Origin of the sequence: Bacillus sp. Brlt_9 (assembly GCF_051948935.1) — a bacterium.
In the GTDB taxonomy this organism is placed as follows: domain Bacteria; phylum Bacillota; class Bacilli; order Bacillales; family Bacillaceae_G; genus Bacillus_A.
In genome coordinates this window covers 614,176-631,414 of the sequence record NZ_JAYJLO010000004.1, presented here as the reverse complement: position 1 = coordinate 631,414, position 17,239 = coordinate 614,176, and the positions used below count along the sequence as shown (strand labels likewise).

At 38.3% G+C, this 17,239-nt stretch carries 11 protein-coding genes; 7 read left to right on the top strand and 4 right to left on the bottom strand.

The genetic code is table 11. The annotated features are described in order from the left end of the window. Positions 1-37: 37 nt before the first annotated feature. Positions 38-7,600, bottom strand: coding sequence for a DUF7507 domain-containing protein (locus VF726_RS19685; protein WP_440171338.1), 7,563 nt, complete (start codon positions 7,598-7,600; stop codon positions 38-40). 281 nt (positions 7,601-7,881) lie between these two features. Between VF726_RS19685 and VF726_RS19680 the strand changes: the two genes are divergently transcribed. Continuing rightward, positions 7,882-8,952, top strand: a complete 1,071-nt coding sequence (locus VF726_RS19680; protein WP_440171336.1) for a hypothetical protein — start codon at positions 7,882-7,884, stop codon at positions 8,950-8,952. Between the two features lie 51 nt (positions 8,953-9,003). Next, entirely contained in the window at positions 9,004-10,059 is a 1,056-nt protein-coding gene (locus VF726_RS19675) for a hypothetical protein (protein WP_440171334.1), read from the top strand. Positions 10,060-10,088: 29 nt separating this feature from the next. Here VF726_RS19675 and VF726_RS19670 read toward each other — a convergent pair whose 3' ends face one another. Together VF726_RS19670 and VF726_RS19665 are read right to left on the bottom strand one after the other, a co-directional pair. Then, positions 10,089-10,529, bottom strand: a complete 441-nt coding sequence (locus tag VF726_RS19670; RefSeq protein ID WP_440171332.1) for a DUF2621 domain-containing protein — start codon at positions 10,527-10,529, stop codon at positions 10,089-10,091. A 103-nt stretch (positions 10,530-10,632) separates the two neighbouring features. Beyond that, positions 10,633-10,929 (bottom strand): hypothetical protein, encoded by a 297-nt coding sequence (locus tag VF726_RS19665; RefSeq protein WP_283790315.1) that lies wholly within the window; start codon positions 10,927-10,929, stop codon positions 10,633-10,635. 244 nt (positions 10,930-11,173) lie between these two features. On the opposite strand from VF726_RS19665, the gene VF726_RS19660 reads away from it, so the two are divergent. Both VF726_RS19660 and VF726_RS19655 read left to right on the top strand, forming a co-directional pair. Next, on the top strand, positions 11,174-11,761 hold the full coding sequence (locus tag VF726_RS19660; protein WP_440171330.1) for an AAA family ATPase: 588 nt from the start codon (positions 11,174-11,176) through the stop codon (positions 11,759-11,761). Continuing rightward, positions 11,758-12,330 (top strand): DJ-1/PfpI family protein, encoded by a 573-nt coding sequence (locus VF726_RS19655; protein WP_440171328.1) that lies wholly within the window; start codon positions 11,758-11,760, stop codon positions 12,328-12,330. Before VF726_RS19660 ends, VF726_RS19655 begins: the two co-directional genes overlap by 4 nt. Positions 12,331-12,343: 13 nt before the next feature. On the opposite strand, the gene VF726_RS19650 is transcribed toward VF726_RS19655, so the two are convergent. Beyond that, positions 12,344-13,291 carry a class I SAM-dependent methyltransferase gene (locus VF726_RS19650; RefSeq protein WP_440171326.1) on the bottom strand — a complete coding sequence of 316 codons (948 nt, stop codon included), beginning with the start codon at positions 13,289-13,291 and terminating at the stop codon, positions 12,344-12,346. 194 nt (positions 13,292-13,485) lie between these two features. Here VF726_RS19650 and hutP point away from each other — a divergent pair, with 194 nt between their 5' ends. The 3 genes from hutP to hutU all read left to right on the top strand — a co-directional run bounded on the left by hutP (position 13,486) and on the right by hutU (position 17,230). After that, a complete protein-coding gene (gene hutP, locus VF726_RS19645) occupies positions 13,486-13,926 on the top strand; it encodes a hut operon transcriptional regulator HutP (protein WP_000926521.1) in 441 nt (146 codons plus the stop codon). A gap of 104 nt (positions 13,927-14,030) precedes the next feature. Then, a complete protein-coding gene (hutH, locus tag VF726_RS19640) occupies positions 14,031-15,548 on the top strand; it encodes a histidine ammonia-lyase (RefSeq protein ID WP_283790319.1) in 1,518 nt (505 codons plus the stop codon). Positions 15,549-15,571: 23 nt separating this feature from the next. Next, the gene (gene hutU / locus VF726_RS19635) at positions 15,572-17,230 is read left to right on the top strand and encodes a urocanate hydratase (protein ID WP_087981525.1); all 1,659 of its coding nucleotides are present in this window, start codon (positions 15,572-15,574) and stop codon (positions 17,228-17,230) included. Positions 17,231-17,239 lie beyond the last annotated feature (9 nt).

Below are 17,239 nucleotides of genomic sequence, written 5' to 3'. Positions count from 1 at the left end.
ACAGCGTTTTTTGACGCTGTCTTTTTATTTTATATTGTTAACACCTTCTATCCCAGCCGCGGCGTATAAAACGTGTACCATTAAAAAAGCAATTTAAATTTGGTGAGACGAACGGACCGATAAACGGAATAATGTTTGGCTCTGAAGTCTCATCAACGGAAGTCGGTGGTTTAGTGGGATCTGGTCTGAGTGTATAGCGAATGCGGGCGGTATTTTGAATGAGACCATTTCGTGGCTCTGCTGTTACTTGAACGATAAAACGGACAACAACAGATTCACCTGGATTAACAGTGCTGATAAGAATACCAATAGTTGGGTTAGTTCCGGGGCGTGCTACTCCATTTACTGTTACTGAATTTGGATAGAAAGTAACTTCGAGAGGTAGTGGATCGGTAATGAGTACATTATTTGCTGGAATGGTGCCATTGTTAGTAAAGGTAAGTGTATATGTGATGAAGTCACCGAGTTCCACACTATTTACATTCGCGGTCTTAATAAATGTGTTTGGTTCATTAGGGTTTACTTCTATTGTAATTGGTGGTGTTGTAGTAGTTGTTGTGACAGGTGGTCTAGTAGGATCAGGCTGAGAAGTATACGTAATGGATGCAATATTTGTAATCATTCTATTAGGTGGAAGTGTAATAACCTGTACTTGGAATGAAATAGTTACTGATTCTGATGGATTAAGAGTTCCAACCGGAATTCCTGTAGATGGATTTGCATTTGGGACTGGAATGTTGTTAATTGTAACACTGTTTGGAATGAATGATGTACCTGCAGGAAGTGAATCAGTAACAGAAATACTAGTAATAGGAATCGTACCTTCGTTTTGGAATGTGATAGTAAACGTAATTGTATCACCCACGGACACGACGGATTTATCAGTGGTTTTTATCGGATTAATAGTTCCAACGTTTACAGGAGTAATTGTAGTAGGTGTAGGTGTAGTAACGAAGATAGGTGGCTTAGTGGAATCTGGTTGGTATTGGAATGAAACGTTACCTTGGTTTTGAATCTCTCCGCTAGGTGGAATCGAAGTGACTAGGACGCGGAAAGAAATCGTTGCTGATTCAGAAGGAGCAAGTGTTGAAATCGGGATGCCTGTGGATGGATTTGCGGTTGGTTGCGGCACAGTGTTAATAGTAACGCTATCTTGAATGAACGAAGTCCCGACAGGAATTGTATCAGTTACAACGATATTATTAGCAGGAATGGTACCTGTATTTTGAAGTGAAATCGTATACGTAATGATATCACCTAGTGTAACTGTTTCCGGCGTAGCTGTTTTTTGTGTATTTAATACAGCTGTATTTACATTTGTTGTGTTAATTGGAGTAGGGTCTGTAATGGTAATAGGAGGTTCACCAGGAATTGGCTCATATGTGAAAGTAACAGTTGCTTGATTTCGAATGATACCACCAGGTGGTACACTTGTTACCTTCGCTTGGAATTGAACAGTAATTGTATCGTTCGGATTGACTGTACCTACAGGTATACCCTCTACAGGATTTGCTCCAAGATTAGGAATACCATTTATTATAACGGTACCTGGAACAAATGTTAGCCCATTTGCTAACGGATCAGTAATGATAACGGAAGTTGCAGGCACTGATCCGCGATTTTGGAAGGTTACAGTATACGTTATGATTTCATTTATATCTACAATTTGTTTGTCTGCTAGTTTATTTGGGTTAGGTGTAGGCGTAATAACGGATACTTCAGCAGTTGGAGTAGGATCTGTAATGGTAATAGGGGGCTCGCTAGGGTTTGGCTGGAATGTGTAAGTGACAGTTGCAGTGTTTTTAATAATACCGTCTGGCGGGAGTGCAGTTACAGTAACCTGATAAGTTAATGTAACAATTTGCCCTGGAGTTACAGTTCCGACATTTACACCACTATTTGGATTTGCTCCAGGTGAAGAAATGCCATTTATCGTAACGCTATCTGGAATGAAAGTAGTACCACTTGGAGTAGGGTCTGTAATAATAACATCTGTCGCATTTATATTCCCAACATTTTGGAACGTAATTGTATAAGTGACAGTATCCCCAAGATTAATAACTTGAGGGGTTGCTTGTTTGTTAGGATTAGTGGTAACTTCACTTACTTGTGTTTTTGTCGCTGGCGTTGGTGTAGTAACAGATACGGGTGGTAAATTTGGATCTGGCTGGTACTGGAATGAAACGCTTCCTTGATTTTCGATAAAACCTATTGGTGGTATCGATGTTACTTGAACTTGGAAAGTTACAACGGCTGAAGTGTTAGGTTCTAATGTACCGATAAGAATTCCGGAACTAGGAACGATACCTGGTTGTGTAACGCCGTTTATCGTAACGCTGTTCGGAATGAAAGTAGTGCCCGCTGGAATAGGATCGGTTACAAGTACATTTGTTGCAGGGACAGTTCCTGTATTTTGTAAGGAGATTGTATAGGTGATTGTGTCGCCTAATAAAGCAAATACTTTATCAGCGGATTTTGTAGGGTTCGTTGTTGCAGTGTTGACATTGGTAGTAGTAGGAGGCGTTGGAGTAGTCACTGTTACTGGAGGTTCACCAGGATTAGGTTGGAAGGTGTAGGTGATAGTAGCTTCATTTACAATAATTCCGTTAGGGGGTATGGAAACAACGCGAACTTGGAAAGTTACAACAACTGATTGGCTAGGGTTTAATGTGCCAAGAGGAATGCCAAGAGCTGGATCTACATTACTAGTTGGAGTGCCGTTAATTGTAACGCTATTTGGAATGAAAGTAGTCCCTGTTGGGATGGGGTCTGTAAAAACGATGTCTGTCAGTTGTACTGTTTGTAAGTTTTGGAAGGTAACGGTGTACGTAATAATATCACCTATATCAACGTTGTTTCGATCGGATGTTTTTGCTGGATTAATAATGCTATTAATGATCTCAGTGTTAACTGGTGGTGTTGTTTCTGTTTCTGTAATAGGAGGTTCATTTGGATTAGGCTGAGATGTAAAGTTAATTGAACCAACATTTGTAACAACCCCGTTAGGAGGTATATTTGTAATCGTTACTTGGAACGTGATGGTTACGATTTGATTTGGTTGTATTGTACCAATAGGTATCCCAATACTTGGATCAACCCCTAGTTGTGAAATACCATTTACTGTAACAGAATCTACAATAAATTGTGTGCCTACTGGTGGTTGGTCGATGACAGATACATTTGTCATAGGAATATTTCCAGTGTTTTCAAGGGTGATCGTATAAGTGAGTGCATCTCCAATGTTAGCGATTTGCAAATCTACTGTTTTTGTTGACTCTAACTCTGCATTTTGTACAATTGTTTCTGCAATTGGAGTAGGTGTTGTTATTGTAATGGGCGGAAGAGTAGGGTCTGGTTGAGATGTGTAAGTGACATTTGCTTCATTTGAGATAATGCCATTTGGTGGTAAAGTAGTTACCTGTACTTCTAAAGTAACAGTTACTATTTGTCTAGGGTTTAATGTGCCAACTGGAATTCCTGTTGCTGGTGTCAAACTAGGTTGAGGAATGCCGTTTATCGTAACACTTCCAGGAATAAATGTAGTTCCAGTAGGGATAGAATCTGTAATAATGACGTCAGTTGCAGGTATATTACCAGTATTTTCAAGAGTGATCGTATAAGTGAGTGTATCACCAATACTTGCAAACTCACGATCTACTGTTTTTTGTGGGTTTGGGTTAGCAGTACGAACTGGTATTGTTACAGTAGGAGTCGTTTCTATTGTTGTGATAGGAGGTTCACTCGGATTAGGTTGAGAAATATAGGTAACACTTGCGGTGTTTTCTATTTTTCCACTAGGAGGAATAGCGTTTATTTGAATTTGGAATGTAACTGTAACTGTTTCACCAGGATTAACTGTTCCGACAAGAATACCTGTGATTGGGCTGGCGCCAGGTTGAGTAACGTTGTTTACGGTAATGCTATTCGTAACAAAAGAAGTACCGGGAGGTAAAGCATCTGTGATTGTTACATTTGTAGCAGGTATTGTGCCTTGGTTTGTAAATGTAACAGTATAAGTTACAGTGTTACCTATTTCTGCAAACGTTAAATCAGCAGTTTTTGTTGGGCTTATTACTACGGTTTGAATCGGAGTATTCGTTTCTGGTGTTGTTTCGGTTTTCGTCACAGGAGGTAGGGTAGGATCAGTTTGATAATTAAATGTAGCACTTCCTTGGTTATTTATGATTCCGCTCGGTGGAATGCTAACGACTTGAACTTGGAAAGTGATAGTAACTCTTTCAGTTGGTGCTAAAGTCCCGATTGGAATTCCTGATTTTGGATTTATTCCTGCTTGAGGAGCACCGTTAATAGTTACGCTATCTGGAATAAATGTAGTACTAGCTGGAATCGAGTCTGTTATAGTTACGTTCGTAGCTGGAACAGTTCCAACGTTTTGGAAAGAAAGAGTATAGGTGATAATGTCATTTAATGCAACGAAGGAACGATTCGCTGTTTTTTGCGGATTCAATGTAGCTGTATTAACAGTTGTTTCTGTATCTGGAGTTGTAATAGTAGTTGTCACAGGGGGTTCATTAGGATTTGGTTCATATGTGAATGTAATATTTGCCTTGTTTCTAATGATCCCACCAGGTGGGATGCTGTTTACGATTCCTTGGAACGTAACTGTAATACTTTGACCAGGATTGACAGTTCCAATTGGTATGCCAATTTCAGGATTTTCGCCAAGCTGAGATATTCCATTCATTACAACACTACCTGGAACGAAAGAAACACCTTGCGGAAGCGTATCTTGCACAATAACATTCGTTGCAGGGACGGTTCCTTTATTTTGGAAAGTAACAGTAAAAGTAATTGTATCGCCTATATCAACCACTTGACGATTTGCAGATTTTGTAGTTGTTGGATTTGGATTGTTAATAGATACGTTCACATTAGGTGTTAATGTAGTTGAAGTGACAGGTGGTTCACTTGGGTTTGGTTGATATTGATAAGTGAACGATGCTTGGTTTGGAATTATTCCATTTGGTGGGAAATTTGTAACGAGGACTTGATAGGTGATTGTTTTTGTTTCTCCAACAGCTACAGTACCTAATTGAATGCCAAGTGCTGGATTTGATCCTGGAGAGGAAACACCATTAATTGTCACGCTATCCGGAATGAAGGCAGCTCCACTAGGTGTAGGATCTGTTAGTGTCACGTTAGTAGCTGGAACAGTACCTCCATTTCGAAATGTGATAGTGTACGTAATAGTATCACCTATATCAGCAAATTGTTTGTCAGCAGTTTTAATTGGAGTTGAAATAATAGTATTAACGGCTGTTTCTGTTTTCGGGGTAGGATTTGTTTTTGTAACAGGTGGCTCATTAGGATTTACAATATAAGTAAATGAAACAGTACCTTGGTTTTCAATTAAACCATTTGGTGGAACACTAATAACTTGAACTTGAAAGGTTATAGTTGCTGCTTCAGTAGGATTCAATGTGCCTACTGTTATACCTGTGGAAGGATTTGTATTCGGCTGTGAAATCCCGTTAATAGTCACGCTATTTGGAATGAAAGTAGTACCATTTGGAATAGGGTCTGTGAGGACGATATTAGTAGCTGGAACAGTTCCGTTATTTTGTAAACTAATGGTATACGTAATAATATCACCAATATCAGCAAAAGCTCGATTGGCAGATTTAGTTGGATTCACTGTTGCTGTATTGACAGTTACACTTGTAGGTGGTGTTGGTTCAGTCGTTGTCACAGGTGGCAGGGTAGGATCTGGTTGGTACGTATAAGTTGTTGAAGCCTCATTTGTAATAGTACCGCCAGCAGGAATTTGTGTAACACGAACTTGGAAGGATAGTGTTTTTATTTCGCCTGGATTCAATGTACCAACAGTAATCCCTAATGCAGGATTCGAATTTGGAACAGGATTATTATTTAGAACTATACTATTTGGGATGAAAGTAGTACCAGCAGGGATTGAATCAGTGAATATTACGTTAGTAGCTGGAACGGTTCCGGCATTATTAAATGTAATAGTATACGTAATAATATCACCAATATCAACAGCGATTTTATCAGCTGTTTTTATAGGGTTAATAATAGCGGTATTAATAGGAACAGTAGTAGGTGGAGTTGGATTTGTTGTTGTAATCGCAGGTTTAGTTGGATCAGGCTGATAGGTAAATGTTGTATTTCCTACATTTCGAATTACCCCATTTTGTGGAAGTGAAGTGACCTGGACTTGGAAAGTAACGGTTGTTGTCGAACCTGCATTAATCGTTCCAATTTGTATCCCACCAGAAGGGTTAATATTAGGCTGTGAAACACCATTAATTGTTACGCTATTTTGAATAAAAGTAGTGCCAGCAGGGATTGGATCCGTCACAATGACGTTTGTAGCAGGAATATTACCCGTGTTTGGCAATGTAATAGTATACGTAATAATATCACCGATGTCAGCAACTTGTGGGCTAGCAGTTTTTGTAGGATTTACAATTGCAGTTCGTACAGAAGTGTTAGTTGGAGGTGGTGTAGTTGTAGTTGTTGTTGGAGGTTCAGTTGGGTTTGGTTGTGACGTATAGGTTATGTTTGCTTCGTTCGTAATCGTTCCATTAGCTGGAAGTGAAGTGACCTGGACTTGGAAAGTAACGGTCGGCGTTTGACCAGCTGCCACTGTACCAATTGGAATATTTGTTGGGGTTACGCCAGTTTGTGTTGTACCATTAACTGTAACGCTGTTAGGAATAAAAGTAGTACCTGCAGGAATCGGATCAGTAATTGAAACATTTGTTGCTGAAATGTTTCCGTTATTTGGGATTGTAATCGTGTAAGTGATAATGTCACCAATATTTACAATTTGTTGGTTTGCAGTTTTTGATGGATTAATGATAACGGCATTAATTAATGTTTCTACAATATTACTAGTTGACGTTCTATTAATAGGAGGTTGGCCAGGTGGGGTATATTGAAAGCTTGATGAAGCACTATTTTGAATTGGATTTTGCGCAGGTAAACTATTAACTTGAACTTTAAAAGTAATGGTTGCATTTCCATTAGCTGCAATCGTTCCAATGTTTATACCAGTAGCGGGATTGTCTGTAGTGGATGTACCATTCACTGTAACACTACCTGGTACAAAAGTAGTGCTGGCAGGAGGAATGTCTGTAATGATAACATTATTTGCAGCTAGTGGTGCTTGGTTAGTTGCAGTAATGGTATACGTAATCGTATCACCGATGGTAGCAATTGTTTTGTCAACGGTTTTCACTAATGTAACATTAGCTATGAAAATATCTGTATTAACTATATTGCTTGTTGCTGTTCGATTAATAGTGGGGGCATTAGGAGCTGGCTGAAATGTGTATCCAAATGCTGCTACGTTACTGGCGACAGGTGGGGTAGGGGTACTTGTTACATCTACTTGGAAGGTAATTGTAACAGAGCCGCCAGCAGGAATGTTACTAATGGGAATACCAGTAGCAGGGTTTCCTGCTGTTGCAACACCATCAACTGTAACGCTGTTTGGAACGAAAGTAGTGCCAGCGGGTATTGGGTCTGTGAATGTAACGTTTTGGGCAGGAAGTGTTCCAGTATTTTGGACAACGATTGTATAAGTTAAACGACTTCCTATTGTTGCTATTGCCATTAGATTCGTCCTTTCTGTATAAATTTAAATCCGGTCAAGGCGTGGAGTATTTACAAACAGCATTATTTAATAGTCTAGAAACAATAATTGTGTAAATATTAGTATAAAATGAACTCGTCATTGCATCCTATTCAAATTTATATGAATAGGAATAGGCAAAGGCTTTTTTTTTGCCCAAATTATGTTGTGCTGTGCGTATACAAATGGAACTTTTTTTATTTGTTCGCATTAAATGAAATAGCGAATAAATATTTGTTTTATATGGAAGGGAAGTGGAATTGTTGGCTTTTGTACAAACATATACGAAAACGGACTCTTTATTTATGGTACACACAGGGAACACAGTTGGAATGCGTGGCATTACAACAGCGACGGCGTATCAATACAATGCATTAATAACAAGAGATACAAACTTAAGTTTTGCAGGAGTTCCTTCTTCGGTAGACCCATTAACTTTTGCAGGAACGACAAATGATTGGACATTAAATGGTTCTTGGGCAAGGCTTAATCCTTCGTTAACAGATGTACCGCTATCAGCAACTGTAGACTTTGCTATGTTAGTTTGGCAAGGAACATTGAGCGCAACTGTGACAGAAACTGTAGTAAATAACAACATACCCACTTTTCAAACACCAGATGGAGTTATCCATACAGTTACAAGTGTTCCATCATGGGGAGAGACTAGGTCAAGCGGAACATTTCAAGGTACCATTTATACACGTGCTGCAAATGTAACAAGTATTTTGCAAGGACTTTCAAACCGAGCAACTGGAGATTATTTTGTAGAAAGAATTCCAACAGCCAATCCTCCGACGCAAGGGACAGGAGTAGGATGGGCATTAGTTGTTGTGTATCGTGATAATTCATATCTGATAAGAAATGTTAGCCTATATAGTGGATTACTTATTTCTACATTGGGGGAGACAGCAACGATTTCAAATTTTATTACTCCAACTGTAGCGCCAGTTAATGCTCGTGTATTTACAATGGCGATAAATGGTGATACCGATGCGACGGGTGATACATTTGTATTAAACGGTACAGCACTTTCGGGACCTAATAATGCCAATCCTAATTTTTTCGCTTCCCAAGTCAATAATTATCTAGGTAATTTAAATACACTTGGTAGTTTTGCAGATCGAAATATGCCAATTGGAACAGCTGCAACAAATCGACGTGCGGAATTTGATGTAACTAATGTTCCTGCAAATGGCGTATTAACAGTTGGATCTACTTCTACTACGGTTAATATCCCAAATACATTTGATTATATTTACGCGGGTGCTGTCGGTTTACAAATAGATTTAGCGGAGGCGCGTTTAACTGCTACAAAATCAGTTAGTGTAAGCTGAAGTAATTGGAAACGGTAATGAAAATTTTTATCCTAATAGGAGTGAGTTCTATTGGCTTTTGTTCAAGCTTACGGTAAAAATGATAACTTATTCATGATGCACACAGGCAATACGATGGGAATGCGCGGTACTGCTAATACAAACTTTGCTTATAATGCACTTATAACATTGAATACAGATTCTACTTTTGGAGGAGTTCCTTCATCGACGGATCCAAATACATTTGGAGGTACGACGAACGATTGGACGTTAGATGGCTCATGGGCTGAATTAAATCCATCAACTACTATTGTTCCAGCAACGGCAGTTGTAGATTTTGCATTACTTGTTTGGTCAGGTGGTTTGGATGCGGCTGTTACGACTGCTGTTGTTGATGCAAATCCTCCCAATTTAGTTACGCCTGATGGAACCAGTACACAAGTAACAATTAATCCGGCATGGTCATCAGAAGGGACGAATTTACCTTTTATAGCTAATGTGTATAACCGAGCGGCAGACGTTACATCTTTACTACAAGGATTACCTAACCGAGCAACAGGGAGATATAGCGTAACAAGATTACCTACGCGTCAGCCAGTTGGTTATGGTGCTGGATGGTCTTTAATTGTAGTTTATCGTGATTCCTCCTATCCAATGAGAAATGTAAGCTTATTTCCAGGTTTTTTATTATCAGGTACACCACAAACTCTTTCTGGATTTTTTACACCGGCTACAGGGACGGTGACGGCAAGAGCGTTTGTAATGGCGGTAAATGGTGATCCGAATTTTACAGGTGATAATTTTCAATTGAACTCTGTGACATTAACGGGACCGAATAATCCGTCGGGGAACTTTTTTAGAGGGCAAGTAAATGATATTGATGGAAATTTAAATACGGTTGGTAGCTTTGCGGATCGTAATTTTTCTGGAACAACTACAAATGCAAATGCGAGAGCGGAGTTTGATATTACAAATGTAAACGCAACGGGTTCTATTGCACCAAATACGACATCTACGCAAGTAAACATTACAGGCACAGGCGATACGATTTATACAAGTGCGGTTGGATTACAAATAGACTTGGCAGAAGCTAGATTAATAGCCGTAAAATCAGTAACTGTAAGTTAAAAAAGATTGCTATAAGCTAGCAATCTTTTTTATGAGGGAGATTTTGTTAGTAAAGATTGATAATGAGAATAATCAATCTCTTTTTCTTGTAATTTTTTTACTAAAAATTTATGATCACGCTGCGGTGTAGCAATAATATATCCTTTAATAATTAAATCTTGTGTAATTTGAGAGGCTTTTTCTTGTAATGCCAGTTCTCCGATTTTGCCAGCAATTTTTGATTTAGCAACATCGCGAAATAGTTCTGGAACAGGACTTACGAGTTCTTCTAACAATTGTTTTTGTTCTTCATCCCATAAATGTCTAGTTTTATTAATATAGTGCTCTTCCCAATCTAAAATGGACATACCATCTTCTTTCGGTAATCGTTTTAGGAATTTTCTGAACATAAAGTATCCACCGATAGACATAAGTCCTAATAAAATAACAGTCCATAGCACAATAAACCAACTGAACCATCCTTCGAGCACGCGTATCCCCCCTTAATGATTGTGGTTTTCTTTTATTCATATTATAAACAGTGATATTCATAGAAAGCAAGAACGCTTGGTCATTTTGACCAAGCGTTATCATTTAAACGAAGTATAGTTGTTCAACACATAAATTATTATTATCATCTTCTACATATTCAATGATTAATGTGCCAACTTTACGATCTTTATCTTCAGTTGTGAAAATAGAGTAAGAAGTAAAACGTGCTGTTGATAGGCCGCTTATATGTGTAGGTAAAGAAATGTAGTCGTTATCGCGGAAGAATTCCATCAGTTCAATATTTTCAAATTCTTTTCGATCAACTTGTTTGTTTGTATAGCGGCGTTGAAGTTGTTTTAAAGACTCATTCCAAGAAATTGCTTTTGTATCGTATACCATTGTTCTATCTCCTTACTGTATGTAATCATTAAGAACATACGTTCTAAACTAGTATACTCTTTTTATTAGAAAAGGGAAAGCAAAAAATAATGTAAGCTTGGATTTCCAAGCTTACATTATTGATGCGTCCGTCATAATCTCTATTTTTATTATAAGTTACATAAGAATAAGAAACAAGATGATATATATTTTGTTGATAGTTTTCAAAATTCTGTATATTATAAGTGTACTAAAGTGCAAGGGAATGAGAGGGATGGCATATGTAATTTCACTCCAAGGACCGATGGCAAGCGGAAAAACAACATTGGCTCAAAGTTTAGAGCGATGTGGACTTTCAATTATATATGAAAATCCATATCCAATTGTAGAAAAGCGAAAACAATTAAAATTGGATATGAAGTCAAAAGAAGGGTTTATTCTAAATCAAAAAATGTTTATGGAAGCAAAAATAAAGGAGTTTCGAAATGTGAAAGATTCAGTTGTAATTTTTGATCGTGGACCAGAAGACATTGAGTTTTATACACTTTTTTATCCAACGATTATAGGGGAAGAGTGGGATATAGAAACTGAATTGAAAGATGAATTATATAAATTAAGAGAATGCCGTTCGGATGCAATTTTTTACTTAGATGTTACGAAAAAGAATATATATGATAGAAAAAATAATGATAGAACAAGAACTCGAAGTACATTTGAGGAGCAATTTAAATTAGTAGAAACTGAAAAAGGCTGGTATAAACAATTTCCTGTAACTTATGTGGACACGAATAGATTAACAGTGGACGATTTAGAGGTATATTTTATGGATTGGTTAAAGGAGAGAGGGCTATGAAAAAGATACTTTTATTTGTATATCCAACATTTGCGGAGTTTGAAATAACAGTAGCAACAGCATTGCTGAAAAATAAATTTGAAATCATTACAGCGAGTTTAACAAAAGAATTGATTATAAGTGAAACAGGTTTGCAAGTGCAACCACATATAGAATTAAGTGAAGTGTGTGTAGAAGAATATGAGGGAATCATTATTCCAGGCGGAGATGCAATACATATGAGGGATGCAGAAGAAATCTTTACAGTCATTCGTCAATTTCACGAACAAGAAAAATTAGTAGCTGCTATTTGTGCTGGACCGTATGCGCTAGCAAAAGCAGGCTTATTCAAAGACATCTCGTATACAGTGACTATGGATTATAAAAAACTAGATTGTTTTCCAGTAGAAAATTTTGTGTATAAAGAAGTTGTACAACACTCAAATATTATTACTGCACAAGGACATGCTTTCGTACCATTCGGAATAGCGGTTGCTTCTTATTTTGGAGTAGCGAACGAACATAATATAAATTTTTATGGCGGAAAGGGCAATTTGATGATGGACAAACTTTTACATGAGAATGTATGAAAGCTAGCATTTGCTAGCTTTTTTCTTTTTGACATCGATAAATAGCTAACGTTTTCGGATCGCGCCATATACCGTTATGAAGTGACAATTCATTTTCTACTTCTTCTTTTAGCCATTCCTTCATTTCGGCGTGAAGATATGTATTATCAGGTATATTTAGCGACGGAAACATGCTAGAAATATAGTTTAAAATCGGAGTAGCATGATGAAAAACGAGAGCATTATGAATAACTTCTTCTTCAACTGCTGGAAAAACAGACTGTAATATCTCTTTACCATTTTCTAAACAAAATGGAGTGACTGATGATGTTGTTTTCGGTAAATCAAATGCGTCTAACATGCGGTTACACATTTCAACTATACGAGGTAATGTAACGCTAGAATTTGTTGTAGCTAAAAGTGAGCCACCGGGACGAATTACTTTATGGAATCCTTGAATTGTTTTTTCGACATCTTTCATGTGATATAACATATGCCTTGCGACGATCCAGTCATAGCAATTAACTTCGAAAGGGAGTTTAGCAGCATCACCTAGTCTCCATTCAATTAAGTTATTCTTTATTGCAGCTTCAGAAAGCATCGCTTTCGATTGATCAAAACCGGTTAGTTGTCCTTTATGACCGCTAGTTTGTAAAATGGAAAGAAAATTCCCGTTAGCGCACCCAACCTCTAATATTTTTTCGTCTCCTTGAAGTTGTAAATGTTCCATGACGACTTTATCTAAATTCACTTGTTTTTCTTCGTAATGTTTATGCGTATCGATACGTGTTTGTAAATGGTTACTTACGTTGTATTGGCGTTTTACATCATTCATTTTTTCACATTCCACCTTCGTGCAAAATTGCTGAATTGCATGTGTTAATACGTCGGTTTTCTTTAAACCTTCGTAATGGAGTGCAGATTCAAACCTTTCAAGTAATTTTTCTTCAATTCGAAAATGAATATCTCTTCGCTTTGTCATTGAAATCTCGCCCCTTTGCATCTGTTAGTGAGACTATAGCATGCCTGGAAAATTTGTGTAAATCATTTGTGTACACAAATGGAGGAGATGAAAAAAATGTTTGAATGTGAGTTTAAACTATTGACGATTTAACCGTTTTCATATATTCTTAAATTAAGAAATATTCAAATAATTAAAAGAAATGAGAGAGTCACATGCTTCTTCAAGGAACACATCGAATTGGTCGTATGGCCATGTTGTTGGCACTTGCGGATGAGAATGAAAGCCCTGTATTATCTATTCCAAAAGGTTGGAAGTATTGTACGGGGAAAGTGGGTTCGATGAATTCGCAAAAAGTTGTAGCAGCAATGGAAACAGCGGCTAAGAGCACCCAAGTTATTGAAACAGATGTTTACAGAGAAACACATGCACTTTATCATGCAATTATGGAAGCTTTGTACGGAGTGACGAGAGGTCAAATTCAGTTAGCAGACGTTCTTCGTACAGTAGGACTTCGCTTTGCGATTGTGCGCGGTACACCATACGACGGAAAAAAAGAAGGCGAATGGGTTGCTGTTGCACTATATGGAACGATTGGTGCACCTGTAAAAGGATCTGAGCATGAGGCGATTGGTTTAGGAATTAATCACATATGATTTGCCCATAGTCTATTAGTTAGAAGGGGGCCTTACTTTTTTAGGACAGAAGTCTGTCTTAAAAAGATAAGGTCCCCTTTTGCCTTTTTAAGGAGGAAAAAAGAATGATTACGTTAACAGGACACACATTGACAATTGAAGAAATGAAGAGGTTGTTACTTGAAGGGGAAGGTGTAACAGCTTGTCCAAATAGTATGCAAAAGGTGGCAGAGTGCCGCGAAGTTGTTGAGAAAATTGTAGAGGACGGAAAAGTCGTTTACGGTATTACAACTGGATTTGGAAAGTTCAGTGATGTGCTTATTCAAAAAGATGATGTAAAGGCACTTCAACACAATTTAATTCAGTCACATGCATGCGGTATAGGTGATCCATTCCCTGAAGAAGTATCACGCGGTATGTTAATTTTACGAGCGAACACGATGCTTAAAGGAGTATCTGGTGTTAGACCGCTTGTTGTAAATATGCTTCTTGAGTTTGTAAATCGTAAAATTCACCCAGTCGTTCCGCAACAAGGTTCACTTGGTGCGAGTGGCGATTTAGCACCTTTATCTCATCTTGCGCTTGTATTATTAGGTGAAGGTGAAGTGTTCTATAAGGGGAAACGCGTTCATGCGATGGTTGCTCTTACAGAAGAAGGTCTTGATCCGATTGAACTTGAAGCGAAAGAAGGGCTGGCATTAATTAATGGTACGCAGGCGATGACAGCTCAAGGAGTTCTTTCTTATATAGAAGCAGAAGCAATGGCGTATCAAGCTGAATTCATTGCTTCGATGACAATTGAAGGATTACAAGGCATTATTGATGCATTTGATGAAAATGTTCATAAAGCACGTGGTTATAAAGAGCAAGTGGAAGTAGCGAGCAGAATTCGTGACATCCTTCATGATAGTAAATTAACAACAAAACAAGGAGAACTACGAGTACAGGATGCATATTCACTTCGCTGTATCCCGCAAGTACACGGTGCTTCTTGGCAAGTTTTAAATTATGTGAAAGAAAAATTAGAAATTGAAATGAATGCAGCAACGGACAATCCACTAATCTTTGATGGTGGGGAAAAAGTAATTTCGGGTGGTAATTTCCATGGTCAACCGATTGCGTTTGCGATGGACTTCTTAAAAGTAGGAATGGCGGAACTTGCAAATATTTCAGAGCGTCGTATTGAGCGTTTAGTAAATCCGCAATTAAATGATTTACCTCCATTTTTAAGTCCAGAACCAGGACTTCAGTCTGGTGCAATGATTATGCAATACGCTGCAGCGTCACTTGTTTCTGAAAATAAAACGTTAGCACATCCAGCGAGTGTTGATTCAATTCCATCATCAGCTAATCAAGAGGATCACGTAAGTATGGGAACAATCGCTTCACGCCATGCACATCAAATTATTCAAAATGTAAGACGTGTTCTTTCAATTGAGATGATTTGTGCGATGCAAGCAGCAGAATATCGCGGTATTGAAAACATGAGTACAGTGACGAAGAGCTTCTACCATCAAGGCCGTCAACAAGTACCTTCTATTACAAATGATCGCATATTCTCAACGGATATTGAAAATATTGCGTATTGGTTAAAAACGAATTATTCGATAAAAGAAAGATTAGATGTAAACGCAGCACTATAAAATGAGAAAAGGGAGAGATTGAAATGGAAAAAGTTAAACAAACAATTCGCGCGCCAAGAGGCACAGAGCTACAAACGAAAGGGTGGGTTCAAGAAGCTGCACTTCGTATGTTAATGAACAATTTAGATCCTGAAGTTGCTGAAAAACCAGAAGAATTAGTTGTATATGGCGGAATTGGCCGGGCAGCTCGTAACTGGGAAAGCTACCATGCAATTGTAGATTCATTAAAAACGTTAGAAAGCGATGAAACATTACTTGTTCAATCAGGAAAACCAGTTGCAATTTTTAAATCACATGAAGATGCACCTCGCGTTCTGTTAGCGAACTCAAACTTAGTACCAAAATGGGCGAACTGGGATCACTTCCGTGAACTAGAGAAAAAAGGTCTTATGATGTACGGCCAAATGACAGCTGGTAGCTGGATTTACATTGGAACACAAGGGATTTTACAAGGAACATATGAAACATTTGGTGAAGCAGCACGTCAACATTTCGATGGATCATTAAAAGGTACAGTAACACTTACTGCTGGTTTAGGTGGTATGGGTGGTGCACAACCTCTTGCTGTAACGATGAACGGCGGTGTTGTAATTGCTATTGATGTTGATAAGCGCAGCATCGATCGTCGTATTGAAAAGAGATATTGTGATCTGTATACAGAGTCTTTAGAAGAAGCATTAACTATTGCGAACGAGTATAAAGAGAAGAAAGAACCGATTTCAATCGGATTGTTAGGAAATGCAGCGGAGATTTTACCAGAACTAGTGAAGCGTAATATCACGCCAGATTTAGTTACGGATCAAACATCTGCTCATGATCCATTAAACGGTTACATTCCAGTAGGTTACACGTTAGAAGAAGCAGCGAAACTTCGTGAAGAAGATCCAGAACGTTACGTACAATTATCAAAAGAAAGTATGAAAAAACATGTGGAAGCAATGCTTGCTATGCAAGAAAAAGGCGCGATTACATTTGATTACGGAAATAACATTCGCCAAGTTGCTTTCGATGAAGGTTTGAAAAATGCATTCGATTTCCCAGGATTCGTTCCAGCATTTATCCGTCCGTTATTCTGTGAAGGAAAAGGACCATTCCGCTGGGTAGCGCTTTCTGGTGATCCAGAAGATATTTATAAAACTGATGAAGTAATTTTACGTGAGTTTGCTGATAATGAGCATTTATGTAACTGGATTCGTATGGCTCGTCAGCAAGTTGAGTTCCAAGGTCTTCCATCACGTATTTGTTGGCTTGGTTACGGTGAGCGCGCAAAATTTGGCCGCATCATTAATGAAATGGTGGCGAATGGTGAATTATCAGCACCGATCGTTATCGGTCGTGACCATTTAGATTGCGGATCAGTAGCATCTCCAAACCGTGAGACAGAATCGATGAAAGACGGCAGTGATGCAGTAGCAGACTGGCCAATTTTAAATGCATTAATTAACAGTGTAAACGGTGCGAGCTGGGTGTCTGTTCATCACGGTGGTGGCGTTGGTATGGGTTATTCACTTCACGCTGGAATGGTTATCGTTGCAGATGGAACAGAAGCGGCAGCAAAACGTATTGAGCGCGTATTAACTTCTGATCCTGGTATGGGTGTTGTTCGTCACGTTGATGCAGGATATGACTTAGCTGTGGAAACTGCGAAAGAAAAAGGCGTTAACATTCCAATGATGAAATAAGGAGGAGAA